Origin of the sequence: Kluyvera sp. NPDC087067, assembly GCF_044745165.1 — a bacterium.
Taxonomy (GTDB): Bacteria; Pseudomonadota; Gammaproteobacteria; order Enterobacterales; family Enterobacteriaceae; genus Kluyvera.
This window is the reverse complement of sequence record NZ_JBIUZS010000005.1, coordinates 174,533-192,022: the sequence shown is the minus strand read 5'-3', so window position 1 is coordinate 192,022 and position 17,490 is coordinate 174,533. Positions and strand designations below refer to the sequence as shown.

Genomic DNA, 17,490 nt, shown 5'->3' with positions numbered 1-17,490 from the left:
CGTTAGCTTTCCTCGCCAGACAACAGCGCATTTAGCTCTTCCAGCACGCGAGCTGGCGTGATGTCGATGAGGCTCTGATGATAGCCCTGGGCAGAATCGCCTTTACGCACCTTGAGGTAACCGGTAATCAGACGAATCACGCGGGCCTTGTTCGACAGCGGCGGGGTAAAGTCCGGGCTGCTTGGGCCATATAGCGCCACCAGAGGCCGGTTTAGCGCGGCGGCAACGTGCATAAGACCAGAGTCGTTGGTCACGACAGCTTTACAAGCGGCAAGCAAGATAACCGCCTGTTCCAGCTGGGTTTCCCCGGCCAGATTACGGCACCAGACTTTTTGTTCATCGCTGAGCGAGGCAATGATTTCATTGCCCGCGTCGTTATCTTTGGCGGAGCCGAAAAGCACAATTTGATAGCCTTCGTCGATCAGCTGCTTTGCAAGCGTTGCATAGTGATAGTGCGGCCAGCGTTTTGCCGGGCCGAATTCAGCGCCAGGGCAAAAGCCAATCATCGGACGGTCGCTTGACAGCGAGAAGGCGTTGCAGGTCAGTGATTTCTCACCTTCGTGAACCTGTAGCTGAGGCCATAGCAGCGGCTGCGGCAGATCTTTGGCGCAGCGCATCACGCCCTTATCGTAGGCCAGCGCCACGTAGCGCTCGACCATCAGCGGCCAGGCGTCTTTGTCCAGCACGCGCGCATCGTTTAGCAGGCCATAGCGCATTTCACCGCGCCACCCGGTACGCAGAGGAATGCCCGCGAAGAACGGCACCAGCGCCGATTTAAAAGAGTTAGGCAGGACATAGGCGCGATCATAGCGCCGCTCGCGCAGACTATGACCGAGCTTGCGCCGTTCGCCAATTTCCAGCGCGCCGTGCCCAAGCGGCATGGCGATGGCTTCGTTGACTTCCGGCATTCGCGATAATAATGGACGGCACCACGCGGGTGCCATCACATCAATTATCGCCTGGGGATAGCGCGCCTTGAGCGTGCGATAGAGACTTTGCGACATCATCATGTCGCCCACCCATGACGGGCCGACCACCAGTATTTTCATGCTAACTTCTTACGCGTCGCGATTCAGCCAGGCCATATATTCCGTTACGCCTTCGGCGACGGTCTTAAACGGCTTATCGTAGCCAGCGGCACGCAGGTTGGTCAGATCCGCCTGGGTGAACGCCTGATAGCGGCCTTTCAGTTTATCCGGGAATGGAATGTATTCGATGCTGCCTTTTTTGTGGAACGCCAGGGTGGCATCAGCCACGGCCTGGAAGGATTCTGCACGACCCGTACCGAGGTTGAAGATACCGGAGATACCGTTCTCCCAGAACCACAGATTAACGGCTGCCACATCGCCCACATAGACGAAATCACGCTTGAAGCTGTCGCTGCCTTCAAACAGTTTCGGACTTTCGCCATTGTTCAACTGGGTGTTCAGGTGGAAGGCCACGCTCGCCATGCTGCCTTTGTGGCCTTCACGCGGGCCATAGACGTTGAAGTAGCGGAAACCGACGATTGGGGAATCCACTTCCGGCATGATGCGGCGGACATATTCGTCGAACAGGAATTTAGAGTATCCGTAGACGTTCAGCGGTTTTTCAAACTCGCGGGACTCGATAAAGTCGCTGGTACGGCCGCCGTAGGTTGCGGCTGAGGAGGCGTACAGGAACGGAATTTCACGTTCCAGGCAGTAGTGCAGCAGCTCTTTAGAGTACTGATAGTTGTTATCCATCACGTACTTACCGTCCCACTCGGTAGTGGAGGAGCAAGCGCCTTCGTGGAACACGGCTTCAATGTCGCCAAACTCTTCACCCGCCATTACCTGGATCAGAAAATCTTCTTTATCCATATAATCGGCGATATCGAGGTCGACCAGGTTCACGAACTTGGTACCGTCTTTCAGGTTATCCACCACCAGAATGTCAGTGATGCCCTTTTCATTAAGCGCTTTCACGATGTTGCTGCCGATGAAGCCAGCACCGCCGGTAACGATAATCATAACTGTAACCTTTGAATTGTGGGTGCCCGGGAGTATCCCGGACACGAATGTCTATTATCATATCATCACATTGCCAGGGCTTCAGCCTTTCACCTTTGCGCAAACCCAAGCCACGTGATTTATGCTGCAAATAATTCATTCAGACATGCATCATCTCGTATCAGCGTATAGCTTTGGGTAATATGTGCCAAATTTTACCGAATCTGGAGAGTTGCAATGCGTGGTGATTTTTACAAACAGTTAACGAATGATCTGGAAACTGCTCGTACAGAAGGATTGTTTAAAGAAGAACGTATTATCACCTCCGCCCAGCAAGCGGATATCACCGTAGGTGACGGTAACCACGTCATCAACTTCTGCGCCAATAACTATCTTGGTCTGGCTAACCATCCTGAGCTGATTAACGCGGCGAAGGCGGGTATGGACAGCCACGGTTTTGGCATGGCGTCTGTACGTTTCATCTGTGGCACCCAGGACACCCATAAAGTGCTTGAGAAGAAGCTAGCAAACTTCCTCGGGATGGAAGATGCCATTCTGTACTCTTCTTGTTTCGACGCTAACGGCGGCCTGTTTGAAACTCTGCTCGGCGCAGAGGATGCCATCATTTCCGACGCGCTGAATCATGCTTCCATCATCGACGGCGTACGTCTTTGCAAAGCGAAGCGCTTCCGTTATGCCAACAACGATATGCAAGAACTGGAAACTCGCCTGAAAGAAGCGCGTGAAGCCGGTGCTCGCCATGTGCTGATTGCCACTGACGGCGTTTTCTCAATGGACGGCGTCATTGCCAACCTGAAAGGCGTGTGCGATCTGGCAGACAAATACGATGCGCTGGTGATGGTCGATGATTCTCATGCTGTCGGCTTCGTAGGCGAAAACGGTCGTGGTTCCCATGAGTACTGCGAAGTGATGGGGCGCGTTGACATTATTACCGGTACGCTGGGCAAAGCCCTCGGCGGCGCGTCCGGCGGCTATACCGCTGCGCGTAAAGAGGTGGTGGAATGGCTGCGTCAGCGTTCACGCCCATACCTGTTCTCCAACTCTCTGGCGCCAGCCATCGTCGCCGCTTCCATTAAAGTTCTTGAGATGGTGGAGTCAGGTGCTGAACTGCGTGACCGCCTGTGGGCTAACGCCCGTCTGTTCCGCGAGAAAATGAGCGCGGCTGGTTTCACGCTGGCTGGGGCTGACCACGCGATTATCCCGGTGATGCTGGGTGACGCGGTCATCGCGCAGAACTTTGCCCGTGAACTGCAAAAAGAAGGGATTTACGTGACCGGGTTCTTCTTCCCGGTAGTACCAAAAGGTCAGGCGCGTATTCGTACCCAAATGTCGGCGGCGCATACGACGGAACAAATTGAACGTGCGGTGGCAGCCTTTACCCGCATCGGTAAACAACTGGGCGTAATTGCTTAAGGGTGTGAGATGAAAGCGTTATCTAAACTGAAAGCCGAAGAAGGCATCTGGATGACCGATGTTCCAGAACCGGAGCTCGGCCATAATGACCTGCTGATTAAGATCCGTAAGACCGCAATCTGCGGTACCGATGTGCATATCTATAACTGGGATGAATGGTCGCAGAAGACAATCCCGGTTCCGATGGTTGTGGGGCATGAATACGTCGGTGAAGTCATCGGTATCGGCCAGGAAGTGCGTGGTTTTAAGATTGGTGACCGCGTTTCTGGGGAAGGTCATATTACCTGTGGGCATTGCCGTAACTGCCGCGCGGGCCGGACGCATCTGTGCCGCAACACTATCGGCGTAGGGGTGAACCGCCCGGGATGCTTTGCAGAACAGCTGGTGATCCCAGCGTTCAACGCCTTCAAAATCCCCGACAACATCTCTGACGATCTGGCCTCCATTTTCGACCCGTTTGGTAACGCTGTTCATACCGCGCTCTCATTTGATCTCGTGGGTGAAGATGTCCTGGTGTCCGGCGCAGGCCCTATTGGCGTGATGGCGGCTGCGGTGGCTAAACACGTGGGTGCACGTAACGTTGTCATCACTGACGTCAATGAATACCGTCTGGAGCTGGCGCGTAAAATGGGCGTGACGCGTGCGGTAAACGTATCGAAAGAGAACCTCAACGACGTGATGGCCGAACTGGGCATGACCGAAGGTTTCGATGTGGGTCTGGAAATGTCCGGCGCGCCACCGGCGTTCCGCTCCATGCTTGATACCATGAACCACGGCGGCCGTATTGCGATGCTGGGAATTCCGCCATCCGATATGTCTATCGACTGGACGAAAGTTATCTTTAAGGGTCTGTTTATTAAAGGTATCTACGGCCGTGAAATGTTTGAGACCTGGTACAAGATGGCGGCATTGATTCAGTCTGGCCTGGATCTGTCACCCATCATCACCCACCGTTTCAGTATCGATGATTTCCAGAAGGGCTTTGACGCGATGCGTTCCGGCCAATCAGGGAAAGTGATTCTGAGCTGGGATTAATGACAAAAGGCCTGGAGAATGCGCCAGGCCTTTTATTTTCGCCACAATCTCTAGTAGGCTAGTGCCAGTTTAATTTTTACTGCAAAGGGCGAGTATGACCAGCCAGACAATCGATGTGAGCGTCATTATTCCGGTTTATAACGGCGAAAAAAGCATTAAGCAGATGGTTGATGATGTTTTAGCCGAACAAAGAGTGTCATTGGAGTTAATTGTTATTGATGATGGCTCAACGGATAATACGCTGCACATTCTTTCTTCTATTACCGATCCCCGGCTGAAAGTTCTCACTCAAAAAAACAGCGGCGTTTATGCTGCGCGAAATGCGGGGCTGGCTGCGCATAAAGGCAAATGGCTTATTTTGCTGGATGCGGATGATGAAATTCATCCCGATATGATTTATTCGCGATTCTCGTTAGCGGAAGAAAACAACTGTGACGTTCTGGTGGCGAATGGCATGTTTACCGCCGCGCGTCAAAAACATCACGGACGCCGCGTCCATTCGCGACAAATTTATAATCAGCCACAGCGCGGCTTCGAGTGGATTAACCACGCGGTGAAGGTGCGTGAATGGCCACATTATATCTGGTTGCAGATTATTCGCTCAGAATACATTAAAAACAATAATATCGACTTCCATCTTGGTAGCAGCCATAAAGATATACTCTGGACAACCGAGCTGGCGTTAGCGAATGGTCATTTTTATGTTGCCGAAACACCTGATTATTACTATATAAAAAATACTGAATCTATTACCAACCATACGCGTTACTACGACCCTCGCGCTTATAGCTATATTGATATCATCAGTAAATTAATTGCTTATGCGAAACGAGACGAATATGCGCCGGTACGTCGTTCATTGCTGATTCATGCGCTTAAAGAGAGCGGCCATTTCCTCGGCCTGTACCGTCGCAAAATACAAGACCGGACGGCAGTGCGGCAAAAATTTAATGAAATGATTAAGCTGGGTGACCTCGCAAAAGGGGTTACCGATATGCACAGCGCCTGGTTCCTGTTCCGCCTGTGGTTAAAAATGCGGGCGTAGAACGCAAGGCAGAAAAAAAACGCGAAACTATCGCGGTTTCAGACTGATGACAAACCCTAAAAAGAGCACGGGCGATCCCCTCGCCCCTTTGGGGAGAGGGTTAGGGTGAGGGGTAAACCTGCTCATTAATCAGCTCGTTATGACCCTCACCCCGGCCCTCTCCCTGGAAGGGAGAAAAACGAACCCTCATTCACTTTAAGCACCTTTGTTAGCAATCTCAAACCGCGAGATTATTGCGGTTTTTGCTTCAAACGTTGCCTACCACCCTTGCCATTGCAACTGCATATACTGCACCAGCGTGCTATGAGTAATGCTCTCGCTTAACACATTGAAGAAGCGGTCGGCGTACACAGGTTCCAGCGGTTTCTTCGGCTTACACAGCTTCACGCCACGGAACGGATTGCGCGGTGCGGTAGGCTCGGTTTGCGGTGAATTGCGGCCTGGGGTCGAGGTATCTACCTGCGGCTCATTAAGTAAGCTGCTTGGGCGGACCAGCGTGATGTCAGAGGGCAGGTTATAGACCATCTGCTGAAGGACGCGTACGGTAGTCGGGTGCGGGTGGCCGATGGCAATGGCCGAGCCGTTTCGTCTGGCAAGCGCGATGGCGCGGTTGAACTGCACGCGAATATCCGCCTCATTTTGCGTGTCATCCAGGAACACGCGACGCTTAATCACCTTCACCCCGGTACCGTTTGCCGCGCGCATCGCCTGGCTATTCCCGATGGTCATGCTGTCGAGAAAGTAGAGGTTATAGCGACCCAGCGCCTGCATCACCTTCTGCATGCCGGGCAGGCTGGAGGTCATTGCGCTGCCCATATGGTTGTTCAGACCCACGGCATACGGCACTTTATCCACGGCTTCGCGAATAATGCGCTCGATTTCGCCCTGACTCATCTCCGGGCGCAGGGTATCTTTTTCCAGCGGCTGCTTGCTCAGCGGCGCCATAGGCAGATGGATGAGCACTTCGCGACCGCTGTTATGCGCCTTGGTCGCCATTTCACGGGCGTGCGGCGCATTGGGTAAAACGGCGACAGATATGGCGGACGGCATTGCCAGCACCTGGTTTTCCTGGTGCGGGCGATAACCAAAATCATCGATAACGATAGACAGTTTTCCAGCATAGCCTGGTGCAGCTAATGCCAGAGAACTCAGAAGAACGACCTGGCGAAATTGAAGCAAATCTTATCTTCCCAACCACGGCAGTGGATTGACCGCCTGACCCTGGCGGCGAATTTCGAAATAGAGCGACGGTCTGCCCTGACCGCCACTGTTGCCCACCAGAGCAATAGGCTGTCCGGCACGCACCTGCGTGCCAACGCTGACCAGTGCGCTCTGGTTGTAACCGTACAGGCTCATATCGCCTTTACCATGTTCGACCACGACCACAAGACCATAGCCCTGCAGCCAGTCGGCCAGGATGACGCGACCATCGGCAATGGCTTTGACTTCGGTGCCTTCCGATGCGCTAATGACCATCCCCTTCCAACGTAGCTCACCTTGCAGCTGTTCGCCATAGCGATGCAGCGTTGTACCGCGTACCGGCCAGTAGGCTTGACCGCGTGGCGCGCCCAGACCGCCGGTTCGCGCCATTAGCGAGCGTTCACTTTCGGAAGGTTTGTAGGTGGTGCCTTTACGGGTTGCCTCTTGCTGGCGGCTACGCACCGCATCGGCTTCCCGGGCTTCACGCTCGGCGCGGGCTTTCGCCGCGGCGGCGGCACGTGCAATGCTGTTACGCAGGCGTGATTCGTTAGCCCGCATTTCGCTTAACTGCTGCTGCCCTTGCTGGATAGAAGATTCCAGCCCTGAAAGGGTTTTCTGACGTTCGTTACGCGCCTGCTCCAGCTTGGTCTGCTGGGCGCGTTGTTCGTATAACAGCGTTTGCTGCTGGCTTTGCTTCTCTTCAAGCTCAGTTTTCTGTGCCGCAACCTGCTCGCGCGTCTCTTTAAGCTCGGCGATCGTTTCCTGGCGCGCTTGATTCAGATAACCAAAATAGGCCTGTAAACGCTGCCCGCGCTGGCTCTCTTCACCGCTGAGAATAAGCTGAATACCGGTATGCTCGCCCTGACGAAACGCCGCATCTAACTGGGCGGCAAGATTACGTTCCTGCGCCTGCCGCTGCTTTTCGAGTTTGGCGATAGAAGCGTTCATCTCGGCAATTTGCGCATTAAGCTGCGCCAGCGAGTTTTGCGTTTCGCGCAGCTGACGTGCGGCCACGGAAATAGCTTGTTCCTGGGCTTTAAGCTGGGCTAAGAGGGTGGCGCGTTGTTGTTGCTGTTGGCGTACCGCGCGCTCTTTGGCGGCGATATCGGCCTGAATAGATTGCAGCTGTGAGCGGTCGTCCGCGTGGGCGGGCGTGGCGCACAGCAATACGCCAGCGCTAAGCGCGCTGGCGTACAACGTGGACCGAAGCGTTGCTCCGGCCCATTTAATGGAATAAATCGCCTTTCCCCTCATGGGGAGGGATTATTCCACGATGAACAGCGGCTTACCAGTCATCTGTTGCGGGATTTCCATCCCCATCAGTGACAGCATGGTTGGCGCGATATCAGAGAGCTTACCGCCTTCTACCGCTTTCACGGATTTATCGCCAACGTAGATCAGCGGAACCGGCAGGCTGGTGTGGGCAGTGTGGGCCTGGCCGGTAGCCGGGTCACGCATCTGCTCAGCGTTGCCGTGGTCAGCGGTAACCAGCAGTTGACCGCCTACTTTTTCGATAGCGTGGGTGACTTCATCCAGGCAGTGATCCAGCGCTTCAACCGCCTTCACAGCCGCTTCCATCACGCCGGTATGACCAACCATATCGCCGTTCGGGTAGTTACAAATGATGGTGTCGTACTTGCCGCTTTCGATAGCCGCAACCAGCTTCTCAGTCAGCTCAGCGGAGCTCATTTCTGGCTGCAGGTCGTAGGTCGCCACTTTCGGGGAGTTGATAAGGATGCGATCTTCGCCTTTGAACGGGTCTTCTACGCCGCCGTTAAAGAAGAAGGTCACGTGCGCATATTTCTCAGTTTCGGAGATGCGCAGCTGCGTTTTGTCGTGCTTCGCCATCCACTCGCCAAAGGTGTTTTCCAAAGACGCTGGTGGGTAAGCGCACGGTGCTTTGATGTCTGCGGCGTATTCGGTCAGCATGATGAAATCGCCCAGCTTCACTTCTTTGCGACGCTTGAAGCCATCGAAATCAGCGTTAACGAATGCACGGGTAATTTCACGCGCACGGTCTGCGCGGAAGTTCATGAAGATCAGCGCATCGCCGTCTTCCATAGCGGCATCGGCCTGGCCTTCAGCGCGGATAACGGTCGCTTTCACGAATTCGTCGTTTTCATCACGGGCATAAGCGGATTCCAGCGCGGCAACGGCGGTATCTGCCTGGAACTGGCCTTTCGCTTCAACCAGCAGGTTGTAGGCTTCTTCAACGCGATCCCAACGGTTATCGCGGTCCATGGCGTAGTAACGACCAATGATGGACGCCACGCGACCTTTGCCCAGCGCGGCAAATTTGTCTTCAAATGTTTGCAGGGAACCTTTAGCGCTGCGCGGCGGGGTATCACGGCCGTCGAGGAAAGCGTGCAGGTAGATTTTTTCAGCGCCACGTTCGGCTGCCAGCTCAACCATTGCCAGGATATGATCTTCATGGCTGTGAACGCCACCGGCGGACAGCAGGCCCATGATGTGCACGGCTTTGCCTGCGGCAACGGCTTTATCAACGGCACCAGACAGCACTGGGTTTGCGAAGAAAGTACGTTCTTTGATTTCAACGTCGAGACGGGTCAGGTCCTGATAAACAATGCGACCAGCGCCAAGGTTTACGTGACCCACTTCGGAGTTGCCCATCTGACCATCAGGCAGGCCCACTTCCAGACCTGATGCCTGGATCAGGGTATGCGGACGTTTTGCCCACAGCGCATCCATAACAGGAGTTTTTGCACTGAAAATAGCGTTATCCTGCTGCTCTTCGCGGTAGCCGTAGCCATCCAGGATCACCAGTACCATAGGTTTTTTAGAAACCGACATTGCGACAACCTCATGCTCAAAAGACAGAAAATTTGCGTAATTTTACTACAGCTGAATCGATAAAATAACAATGAGAGATCAAAGAAAGCGGGGAGATGATGGGCGAAAAGCACACATTTTTCTCCTTTTTTCCGTAGCACGCCGCAGAAAATACATTACATCACGCGCGCTGGCTGTATTTGCGCCACGCCGCAGGTATACTCCTTCCCTGGTTTTTAAACATTACACGTCGGGAGCTGTTACCCCCCATGCAAGAGATTATGCAATTTGTTGGTCGTCACCCAGTTCTGAGTATCGCGTGGATCGCGCTGCTGGCGGCCGTGCTGTTCACCACGTTCAAAGGGCTGATGTCCAAAGTTAAAGTCATCACCCGTGGCGAAGTGACGCGTTTAATTAACAAAGAAGACGCGGTGGTGGTTGATCTGCGCCAGCGTGACGATTTCCGTAAAGGCCACATCGCCGGTTCTTTGAACCTGCTGCCTGCTGAAATCAAAGCCAATAACATCGGCGAGCTGGACAAACACAAAGACAAGCCGGTGATTGTTACCGACGGTACCGGTATGCAAGCCACTGAATCAGCTAGCTTGCTGCTGAAAGCGGGCTTTGAAAAAGTCTTCGTACTCAAAGAAGGTATCGCTGGCTGGAGCGGTGAAAACCTGCCTCTGGTTCGCGGAAAGTAAGACCTGCTCATTTATCGGGTAAAGTCAGGAGAGATGTAATGGCGAAGATTGAAATCTATACCAAAGCGACCTGCCCTTATTGCCATCGTGCAAAAGCGCTGCTGTCAGCAAAAGGCGTGTCTTTCGAAGAACTGCCGATTGACGGTAACGCCGAAAAGCGCGAAGAGATGATTCAGCGCAGTGGACGTACGACGGTTCCGCAGATTTTTATTGATGCACAGCACATTGGCGGCTGTGACGACTTGTATGCGCTTGATGCTCGTGGTGGACTCGATCCCCTGCTGAAATAATGCTTTATTAAGCGCTCACGCCTGCCCTTTGTGGGCGTGAGGCATACCGCCTATTTTAAGGACAACACGAAAGGGTTTTTACACATGTCAGAACAAAACAACGCAGAAATGGCTTTCCAGATCCAACGCATCTACACCAAAGACGTTTCTTTCGAAGCGCCAAATGCCCCTCAGGTTTTCCAGAAAGATTGGCAACCAGAGGTTAAACTTGATCTTGATACCGCATCCAACCAGCTGGCTGAAGGCGTGTATGAAGTGGTGCTGCGTGTCACCGTAACGGCGACTCTGGGCGAAGAAACTGCGTTCCTGTGCGAAACTCAGCAGGCGGGTATCTTCTCCATTGAAGGTATCGAAGGGACTCAGATGGCCCATTGTCTGGGTGCATACTGCCCGAACATCCTGTTCCCGTATGCGCGTGAATGCATCACCAGCCTGGTTTCCCGTGGGACTTTCCCACAGCTGAACCTTGCGCCAGTTAACTTTGATGCGCTGTTCATGAACTATTTGCAGCAGCAGGCTGGCGAAGGTGCAGAACAACATCAGGATGCCTGATGAACGCACTTAACGCTTCAATGACTGTGATCGGTGCCGGCTCGTACGGCACCGCTCTTGCCATCACCGTGGCAAGAAATGGCCACCCGGTTATACTCTGGGGCCACGATCCAAAACATGTCGCAACGCTACAGCACGATCGCTGTAACGCGGCATTCCTGCCTGACGTTCCGTTCCCCGATACGCTTCATCTTGAAAGTGACTTAGCCACTGCGCTTGCCGCCAGCCGCGATATTCTGGTGGTGGTGCCGAGCCATGTCTTTGGTGATGTCCTGCGCCAGATGAAACCGCTGCTGCGCGACGATGCACGCATCGTGTGGGCAACAAAAGGGCTGGAGGCTGAAACGGGCCGCCTGCTGCAAGAGGTTGCGCGCGAAGCACTGGGCCCGGATATCCCGCTGGCGGTGATTTCAGGGCCAACGTTCGCCAAAGAGCTGGCGGCGGGCTTACCGACCGCGATTTCTCTGGCAGCGACAGACCCGGTGTTTGCCGACGATTTGCAGCAACTGCTGCACTGTGGCAAGAGCTTCCGAGTCTACAGCAACCCGGATTTCATCGGCGTCCAGCTGGGCGGCGCGGTGAAAAACGTGATTGCGATTGGCGCCGGTATCTCTGATGGCATCGGCTTTGGCGCCAATGCTCGTACGGCATTAATCACCCGTGGGCTGACCGAAATGTCTCGTCTGGGCGTGGCGCTCGGCGCAGATCCTGTGACCTTTATGGGCATGGCGGGGCTGGGCGATTTAGTGCTCACCTGTACCGATAACCAGTCGCGCAACCGTCGTTTCGGTATGGCGCTGGGCAAGGGCGCGCAGGTGCAGGAAGCGCAGGACACCATTGGCCAGGTGGTCGAAGGTTACCGTAATACCAAAGAAGTTCGCGAGTTGGCGCACCGTGTGGGTGTCGAAATGCCAATAACCGAGGAAATTTATCAGGTATTATATTGCGGAAAAAGTGCGCGCGAGGCAGCATTGACCTTATTAGGTCGTGCACGCAAGGATGAGCATAGCGGCAACTAATCGCAGGGAACCTTTGTCATCCCGACGATCCGGCCAGCAGAGACTGGCCGATCGTTCCAATACGTCTGGAGTATGCAATGTCGTGTGAAGAACTGGAAATTGTCTGGAACAATATTAAAGCCGAAGCCCGCGCCTTGGCCGACTGCGAGCCTATGCTCGCCAGCTTCTATCACGCTACGCTACTCAAGCATGAAAATCTGGGCAGTGCATTAAGCTACATGCTCGCCAACAAGCTGGCATCGCCAATTATGCCGGCCATCGCCATTCGAGAAGTGGTGGAGGAAGCCTACGCAGCTGATCCAGAAATGATCGCCTCAGCCGCCTGTGATATTCAGGCCGTGCGCACCCGTGACCCGGCGGTCGATAAATATTCTACGCCGCTCCTTTATCTAAAAGGCTTCCACGCTTTGCAGGCTTACCGCATTGGCCACTGGCTGTGGGGGCAGGGGCGTCGTGCGCTGGCTATTTTCCTGCAAAATCAGGTGTCAGTGTCGTTCCAGGTGGATATCCACCCAGCGGCAAAAATTGGTCGCGGCATAATGCTCGACCATGCTACCGGTATTGTGGTGGGTGAAACGGCGGTGATTGAAAACGACGTGTCGATTCTGCAATCGGTGACCCTGGGCGGTACCGGTAAAACCAGCGGCGACCGTCACCCGAAAATCCGCGAAGGCGTGATGATTGGCGCTGGAGCGAAAATTCTCGGCAATATCGAAGTAGGGCGCGGCGCGAAGATTGGCGCCGGTTCGGTGGTTTTACAGCCTGTGCCACCGCATACCACTGCCGCAGGCGTCCCGGCGCGTATCGTCGGCAAGCCGGAGTCGGATAAACCGTCGATGGATATGGATCAGCACTTCAACGGCATTAACCACGGATTTGAGTACGGCGACGGGATTTGAAGTTGTTGCCTTCCCGGCGGCGCTGCGCTTGGCCGGGCTACCGTAATATGCAGGCCGGATAAGGCGTAGCCGCCATCCGGCAAATATCAGCTGCGCAATACCGCGCCCGGATACCCCAGCTGGCGCCACGCCTCATACACCACCACCGACACCGCGTTCGACAAGTTCATACTGCGGCTGTCCGGCATCATCGGAATACGAATTTTTTGCTCTGGCGGCAGCGCATCCAGAATGGTCGCAGGCAGTCCGCGCGTTTCCGGGCCAAACATCAGATAGTCACCGTCCTGATAGCTCACCGCGCTATGTGCGGGCGTACCTTTGGTGGTCAGGGCAAACAGACGCTGCGGGTTTTCGCTCTCAACAAACGCGGCGTAATCGGCATAGCGCGTGACGGCGGTGAACTCATGGTAATCGAGACCTGCGCGACGTAGGCGTTTGTCATCCCAGGCAAAGCCCATCGGTTCGATGATATGCAGGCGAAAGCCGGTATTGGCGCACAGACGGATGATGTTCCCGGTATTCGGCGGGATTTCAGGTTCGAATAAAACGATGTTAAGCATGCTGCCCCCTTGGATTGCGGGGGGCAGGATAGCAGAATTTGGGGAAACCCTCACCCCGGCCCTCTCCCTGAAAGGGAGAGGGAGCAGCGCCGGTCTGCGAATATGCAAACGTTGACCAGACGTCCCCCTCGCTCCTGTGGGGTAAGGGTCAGGGAGAGAGCAAAAGCATCAAACGACGCCGAACGGTCCCCTCGCCCCTTCGGGGAGAGGGTTAGGGTGAGGGGAACCCCCCGCACTGAACTACGCAGCACTCCCCTGCTTAATCGCATTAAATACCTGCGCCGCTTCAGCGTTGTGAACCAGCGAATCGCGGCTAATCTCTTTAATCGATTTCGCCCCGGTCAGCGTCATCGCCACCTTCATCTCTTTCTCAACCAGATTCAGCAGGTTCGCCACCCCCGCCTGACCCTGCGTTGCCAGCGCATACAGATACGCACGCCCCAGCAGGACGGTATCCGCGCCCAGCGCAATCATACGCACCACATCCAGTCCGTTACGGATCCCGCTGTCGGCCAGAATGGCGATATCACCCTTCACCGCATCAGCGATGGCCGGGAGCGCACGGGCGGAAGAGAGCACGCCGTCGAGCTGGCGACCGCCGTGGTTGGAGACCACAATCCCATCGGCGCCAAAACGCACTGCGTCACGTGCGTCTTCCGGGTCGAGGATCCCTTTGATCACCATCGGGCCGTCCCAGAATTCACGGATCCACTCGAGGTCTTTCCACGAGATTGACGGATCGAAGTTATTGGCTAGCCAGCCAATGTAGTCTTCCAGCCCGGTCGGTTTACCGAGGTAGGTGGAAATATTGCCTAAATCGTGTGGACGACCGTTCAGCCCCACGTCCCACGCCCACTGTGGATGAGTGACCGCCTGCCAGTAGCGACGCATTGCGGCATTTTGTCCGCTCATGCCGGAATGGGCATCGCGGTAGCGCGCACCCGGCGTTGGCATATCGACGGTAAACACCAGCGTTGAACAGCCAGCCGCCTTCGCCCGCTCCAGCGCGTTACGCATAAAGCCGCGATCGCGCAGCACATATAGCTGGAACCACATCGGGCGCTTGATGGTTGGCGCCACTTCTTCAATCGGACACACCGACACGGTGGAGAGGGTAAACGGAATGCCTTTGGCATCCGCGGCGGCGGCGGCCTGCACTTCACCACGACGAGCATACATGCCGCACAGGCCAACCGGCGCAAGGGCTACCGGCATCGCAAGCTGCTCGTTGAACAATGTGGTTTCCAGGCTCAGATCGGACATGTTTTTCAGTATGCGCTGACGCAGCGCCACATCCGACAGGTCTTCCACGTTGCGCCGCAGGGTATGTTCCGCATACGCGCCTCCGTCAATGTAGTGGAACAAGAACGGTGGCAGGATGCGCTGTGCGGCGGCGCGGTAGTCACTGGCGGCGGAAATAATCATGCTTTTTTCTCCCTGGAAATATCAGTGTGGTCGTCGGGCAAGCGGGTGATCCGCGCCTGGCGGGCCAGGTCTTCATCAAAACGTTTAATGGTGGTGTGGACGAAACCAAGATGCGCCATCATCGCCTGGCGTGCACCTTCGGCGTCACCGGCGGTAATGGCATCGAGGATGGCCAGATGCTGTTCGGTCAGCTTCGCAAATACCGGTGGCACCAGATACATGCGCTCGCGGCTCTGAATCACCGAGGATTGCAGCAGGTCGAAAAATCCGCGCATGGTTTGCAGAAGCACCACATTGTGGGACGCCTCGGCAATGGCTAAATGGAAACGCACGTCGGCCTGTGAGGCGAGATCCGGGTCGTGGCTTTGGGTGGCTTCAAAACAGAGGCGGATTTTTTCTTTATCGGCATCGGTGGCGCGCATCGCCGCATACCATGCGGTGCTGGCTTCGATGGCGTGGCGAGCTTCGAGGATATCAAAGCTGTAATCCGGGTCATCGGCGAGCAGGGTTTTCAGCGGCTGCACGATATTTTGTTCAGACCAGCCCTCGTGCTGCCAGCGTACGAAAGTGCCGCCGCCGCGACGGCTAAGCAGCAATCCTTCACTGACCAGTTTCGCCAGCGCCTCACGCAGTGAATTGCGCGAGACGCCAAGCTGGCTTGCCAGTTTACGTTCAGCGGGCAATCGCATACCCGCTTCCAGCTGTTGTTCTTCAATCAGCGCCCGCACGCGGCAGGCGACATCGTCTGACAGACGTTTGGGCAGTGTAATCACGGAATCATCCAGGTTAAGACATACGCCTGCAGCGTGGTAATCACGCCCACCATACAGGTGAAAATCAGGCTGTGTTTCACGGTGAAACGGAACAGGTCAGATTCTTTACCGACCAGGCCTACCGCCGCACAGGCAATAGCGATGGACTGCGGTGAAATCATCTTCCCGGTCACGCCGCCGGTAGTGTTAGCGGCAACCAGCAGCACGTCCGAGACGCCAATCTGCTGCGCGGCGGTGGCCTGGAGCGCGGCGAACAGGGCGTTGGAGGAGGTGTCTGAGCCGGTCAGGAATACGCCAAGCCAGCCGAGGAACGGCGAGAAGAAGGTAAAGGCATGACCGGTGTGCGCCAGCGCCAATGCCAGCGTCGAGGACAGGCCGGAGTAGTTAGAGATAAAGGCGAACGCCAGCACCATGCCGATAGAGTAAATCGGTAACGCCAGCTCTTTAAGGGTAGAACCGAAGGTGCTGATGGCCTCTTTCGGCTTCATGCGCAGCCAGACTATCGAGAGCAGTGCGGCAAACAGAATGGCGGTGCCGGTGGCGGAGAGCCAGTCAAATTTATACACCGCCGCATAGGCGGTCGCCTGATTCACCACCGGTGGCATACGCGCGACCAGTTTGTCGAGGTACGGCACCGAAATATTAATCACCAGATCGTATAGCGCGCCGCCCGGGGCAAACAACGCTTTGAACGGTGGAATGCTCCACAGGGTGACGGTAGCGGTGAGGAACAGGAACGGCGACCAGGCACGAACGATCTGCCCGGCAGTGTAGCGGGTACGCGACAGATCCATATCGACCTGCGATGCGCCCATATCACCAAAGCGGAAGATACGCACTGGCTGCCAGCGTTTGAGGAACAGCGTCAGGCAGACCAGCGATACCAGTGAGGAGATGATATCGGGCAGTTCCGGGCCGAGGAAGTTAGAGCTGAGGTACTGCGCGATAGCAAACGAACCGCCCGCGACCATCACCGCAGGCCAGGTTTCTTTTATCCCGCGCCAGCCGTCCATAATCGCCATGATCCAGAACAGCACGATAATGGTCAGGAACGGCAGCTGACGGCCAACCATCTGACCGATTTCGAAGCTGTCCAGACCGGTAACCTGGCCTGCGACCAGAATCGGAATCCCCATCGCACCAAAGGCAACCGGCGCGGTGTTGACGATAAGACATAGCCCCGCAGCGTACAGCGGGTTAAAGCCCAGCCCAACTAACAGCGCGGCGGTAATAGCAACCGGTGCGCCAAATCCTGCCGCCCCTTCAAGGAAAGCCCCGAAGGAGAAGCCGACAATCAGCATCTGCAAACGCTGGTCTGGGGTGATGGAGAGAATCGACGAACGAATGATGTCGAACTGCCCGGTTTTCACCGAGATTTTGTAGACGAAAACGGCAGCGATAATAATCCAGGCAATCGGCCACAGGCCGTAGAAGAAACCGTATACCACCGACGCTAGCGCCCGGTCGACCGGCATTTTATAGAACAGTAGCGCGACGGCCAGCGCGATAGCCACCGTCCAGCTCGCTGCTACATAACCTTTCAGCTTGAGCTTAATCAGCGCGAAGAAGAAGAACAGGATTGGGAGCGATGCTATCAGGCTTGATAGCCAGATATTCCCAGCCGGGTCGTAGTTTTGTTGCCAGAGGCTCATGCAGGTCTCCAGGGGGCCGCACGCATTGCTTCGCGGTGAGTCTGGGCTCATCTGTGCGTCACAGTTTGTGTAAAAGTGGCCCTGCCAATTAGATGGTGTAGGGATAATGACAATGAATGGTTAACCAAATGTTATGCATGAGCAA

General features: G+C 55.2%; 17 protein-coding genes. 8 read left to right on the top strand and 9 right to left on the bottom strand.

Annotation, left to right across the window (positions count from 1 at the left end; translation table 11 throughout):
- Nucleotides 1-2: 2 nt before the first annotated feature.
- Together rfaF and rfaD are read right to left on the bottom strand one after the other, a co-directional pair.
- Nucleotides 3-1,049, bottom strand: a complete 1,047-nt coding sequence (gene rfaF / locus ACIPDS_RS14625; RefSeq protein ID WP_400737132.1) for an ADP-heptose--LPS heptosyltransferase RfaF — start codon at nt 1,047-1,049, stop codon at nt 3-5.
- 9 nt (nt 1,050-1,058) lie between these two features.
- On the bottom strand, nt 1,059-1,991 hold the full coding sequence (rfaD, locus tag ACIPDS_RS14620; RefSeq protein ID WP_400737129.1) for an ADP-glyceromanno-heptose 6-epimerase: 933 nt from the start codon (nt 1,989-1,991) through the stop codon (nt 1,059-1,061).
- 216 nt (nt 1,992-2,207) lie between these two features.
- Between rfaD and kbl the strand changes: the two genes are divergently transcribed.
- From kbl to ACIPDS_RS14605, 3 genes are all read left to right on the top strand, one after another.
- Nucleotides 2,208-3,404: a glycine C-acetyltransferase gene (gene kbl, locus ACIPDS_RS14615; protein ID WP_166515277.1), complete on the top strand. Its 1,197-nt coding sequence runs from the start codon at nt 2,208-2,210 to the stop codon at nt 3,402-3,404.
- Between the two features lie 9 nt (nt 3,405-3,413).
- The gene (tdh, locus tag ACIPDS_RS14610; RefSeq protein ID WP_166515278.1) at nt 3,414-4,439 is read left to right on the top strand and encodes an L-threonine 3-dehydrogenase; all 1,026 of its coding nucleotides are present in this window, start codon (nt 3,414-3,416) and stop codon (nt 4,437-4,439) included.
- 94 nt (nt 4,440-4,533) lie between these two features.
- Nucleotides 4,534-5,484: a glycosyltransferase gene (locus ACIPDS_RS14605; RefSeq protein WP_400737124.1), complete on the top strand. Its 951-nt coding sequence runs from the start codon at nt 4,534-4,536 to the stop codon at nt 5,482-5,484.
- 258 nt (nt 5,485-5,742) lie between these two features.
- On the opposite strand, the gene ACIPDS_RS14600 is transcribed toward ACIPDS_RS14605, so the two are convergent.
- Genes ACIPDS_RS14600 through gpmM form a run of 3 tightly spaced genes read right to left on the bottom strand, consistent with a single transcriptional unit; the run spans nt 5,743 to nt 9,495 of the window.
- On the bottom strand, nt 5,743-6,663 hold the full coding sequence (locus ACIPDS_RS14600; protein WP_166515280.1) for a divergent polysaccharide deacetylase family protein: 921 nt from the start codon (nt 6,661-6,663) through the stop codon (nt 5,743-5,745).
- A gap of 3 nt (nt 6,664-6,666) precedes the next feature.
- Nucleotides 6,667-7,938: a murein hydrolase activator EnvC gene (envC, locus tag ACIPDS_RS14595; RefSeq protein ID WP_166515281.1), complete on the bottom strand. Its 1,272-nt coding sequence runs from the start codon at nt 7,936-7,938 to the stop codon at nt 6,667-6,669.
- A 9-nt stretch (nt 7,939-7,947) separates the two neighbouring features.
- Nucleotides 7,948-9,495, bottom strand: coding sequence for a 2,3-bisphosphoglycerate-independent phosphoglycerate mutase (gene gpmM, locus ACIPDS_RS14590; RefSeq protein ID WP_400737119.1), 1,548 nt, complete (start codon nt 9,493-9,495; stop codon nt 7,948-7,950).
- Nucleotides 9,496-9,743: 248 nt separating this feature from the next.
- On the opposite strand from gpmM, the gene ACIPDS_RS14585 reads away from it, so the two are divergent.
- The 5 genes from ACIPDS_RS14585 (at nt 9,744) to cysE (ending at nt 12,935) form a co-directional block, all read left to right on the top strand.
- Nucleotides 9,744-10,175, top strand: coding sequence for a rhodanese-like domain-containing protein (locus tag ACIPDS_RS14585; RefSeq protein ID WP_400737116.1), 432 nt, complete (start codon nt 9,744-9,746; stop codon nt 10,173-10,175).
- Nucleotides 10,176-10,213: 38 nt separating this feature from the next.
- Nucleotides 10,214-10,465: a glutaredoxin 3 gene (grxC, locus tag ACIPDS_RS14580; protein ID WP_062775832.1), complete on the top strand. Its 252-nt coding sequence runs from the start codon at nt 10,214-10,216 to the stop codon at nt 10,463-10,465.
- Nucleotides 10,466-10,549: 84 nt separating this feature from the next.
- Nucleotides 10,550-11,017, top strand: coding sequence for a protein-export chaperone SecB (secB, locus tag ACIPDS_RS14575; protein WP_052282753.1), 468 nt, complete (start codon nt 10,550-10,552; stop codon nt 11,015-11,017).
- Nucleotides 11,017-12,036 carry an NAD(P)H-dependent glycerol-3-phosphate dehydrogenase gene (gene gpsA, locus ACIPDS_RS14570; RefSeq protein WP_400737111.1) on the top strand — a complete coding sequence of 340 codons (1,020 nt, stop codon included), beginning with the start codon at nt 11,017-11,019 and terminating at the stop codon, nt 12,034-12,036. The genes secB and gpsA overlap by 1 nt, the downstream gene beginning before the upstream one ends.
- Before the next feature lie 77 nt (nt 12,037-12,113).
- Nucleotides 12,114-12,935 carry a serine O-acetyltransferase gene (cysE, locus tag ACIPDS_RS14565; RefSeq protein WP_166515285.1) on the top strand — a complete coding sequence of 274 codons (822 nt, stop codon included), beginning with the start codon at nt 12,114-12,116 and terminating at the stop codon, nt 12,933-12,935.
- A gap of 86 nt (nt 12,936-13,021) precedes the next feature.
- On the opposite strand, the gene trmL is transcribed toward cysE, so the two are convergent.
- The 4 genes from trmL to lldP form a co-directional block, all read right to left on the bottom strand.
- On the bottom strand, nt 13,022-13,495 hold the full coding sequence (trmL, locus tag ACIPDS_RS14560; RefSeq protein ID WP_123651055.1) for a tRNA (uridine(34)/cytosine(34)/5-carboxymethylaminomethyluridine(34)-2'-O)-methyltransferase TrmL: 474 nt from the start codon (nt 13,493-13,495) through the stop codon (nt 13,022-13,024).
- 240 nt (nt 13,496-13,735) lie between these two features.
- On the bottom strand, nt 13,736-14,920 hold the full coding sequence (lldD, locus tag ACIPDS_RS14555; RefSeq protein ID WP_400737108.1) for an FMN-dependent L-lactate dehydrogenase LldD: 1,185 nt from the start codon (nt 14,918-14,920) through the stop codon (nt 13,736-13,738).
- The gene (gene lldR / locus ACIPDS_RS14550; protein ID WP_400737105.1) at nt 14,917-15,693 is read right to left on the bottom strand and encodes a transcriptional regulator LldR; all 777 of its coding nucleotides are present in this window, start codon (nt 15,691-15,693) and stop codon (nt 14,917-14,919) included. The genes lldD and lldR overlap by 4 nt, the downstream gene beginning before the upstream one ends.
- The gene (gene lldP, locus ACIPDS_RS14545) at nt 15,690-17,345 is read right to left on the bottom strand and encodes an L-lactate permease (RefSeq protein WP_166515288.1); all 1,656 of its coding nucleotides are present in this window, start codon (nt 17,343-17,345) and stop codon (nt 15,690-15,692) included. Before lldP ends, lldR begins: the two co-directional genes overlap by 4 nt.
- Nucleotides 17,346-17,490: the final 145 nt, after the last annotated feature.

Excerpts from the sequence above, each read along its gene's own strand:
- rfaF (WP_400737132.1), bottom strand. The coding sequence starts at position 1,049 with ATGAAAATACTGGTGGTCGGCCCGTCATGGGTGGGCGACATGATGATG.
- rfaD (WP_400737129.1), bottom strand. The coding sequence starts at position 1,991 with ATGATTATCGTTACCGGCGGTGCTGGCTTCATCGGCAGCAACATCGTG.
- kbl (WP_166515277.1), top strand. The coding sequence starts at position 2,208 with ATGCGTGGTGATTTTTACAAACAGTTAACGAATGATCTGGAAACTGCT.
- tdh (WP_166515278.1), top strand. The coding sequence starts at position 3,414 with ATGAAAGCGTTATCTAAACTGAAAGCCGAAGAAGGCATCTGGATGACC.
- ACIPDS_RS14605 (WP_400737124.1), top strand. The coding sequence starts at position 4,534 with ATGACCAGCCAGACAATCGATGTGAGCGTCATTATTCCGGTTTATAAC.
- envC (WP_166515281.1), bottom strand. The coding sequence starts at position 7,938 with ATGAGGGGAAAGGCGATTTATTCCATTAAATGGGCCGGAGCAACGCTT.
- gpmM (WP_400737119.1), bottom strand. The coding sequence starts at position 9,495 with ATGTCGGTTTCTAAAAAACCTATGGTACTGGTGATCCTGGATGGCTAC.
- ACIPDS_RS14585 (WP_400737116.1), top strand. The coding sequence starts at position 9,744 with ATGCAAGAGATTATGCAATTTGTTGGTCGTCACCCAGTTCTGAGTATC.
- grxC (WP_062775832.1), top strand. The coding sequence starts at position 10,214 with ATGGCGAAGATTGAAATCTATACCAAAGCGACCTGCCCTTATTGCCAT.
- secB (WP_052282753.1), top strand. The coding sequence starts at position 10,550 with ATGTCAGAACAAAACAACGCAGAAATGGCTTTCCAGATCCAACGCATC.
- gpsA (WP_400737111.1), top strand. The coding sequence starts at position 11,017 with ATGAACGCACTTAACGCTTCAATGACTGTGATCGGTGCCGGCTCGTAC.
- cysE (WP_166515285.1), top strand. The coding sequence starts at position 12,114 with ATGTCGTGTGAAGAACTGGAAATTGTCTGGAACAATATTAAAGCCGAA.
- trmL (WP_123651055.1), bottom strand. The coding sequence starts at position 13,495 with ATGCTTAACATCGTTTTATTCGAACCTGAAATCCCGCCGAATACCGGG.
- lldD (WP_400737108.1), bottom strand. The coding sequence starts at position 14,920 with ATGATTATTTCCGCCGCCAGTGACTACCGCGCCGCCGCACAGCGCATC.
- lldP (WP_166515288.1), bottom strand. The coding sequence starts at position 17,345 with ATGAGCCTCTGGCAACAAAACTACGACCCGGCTGGGAATATCTGGCTA.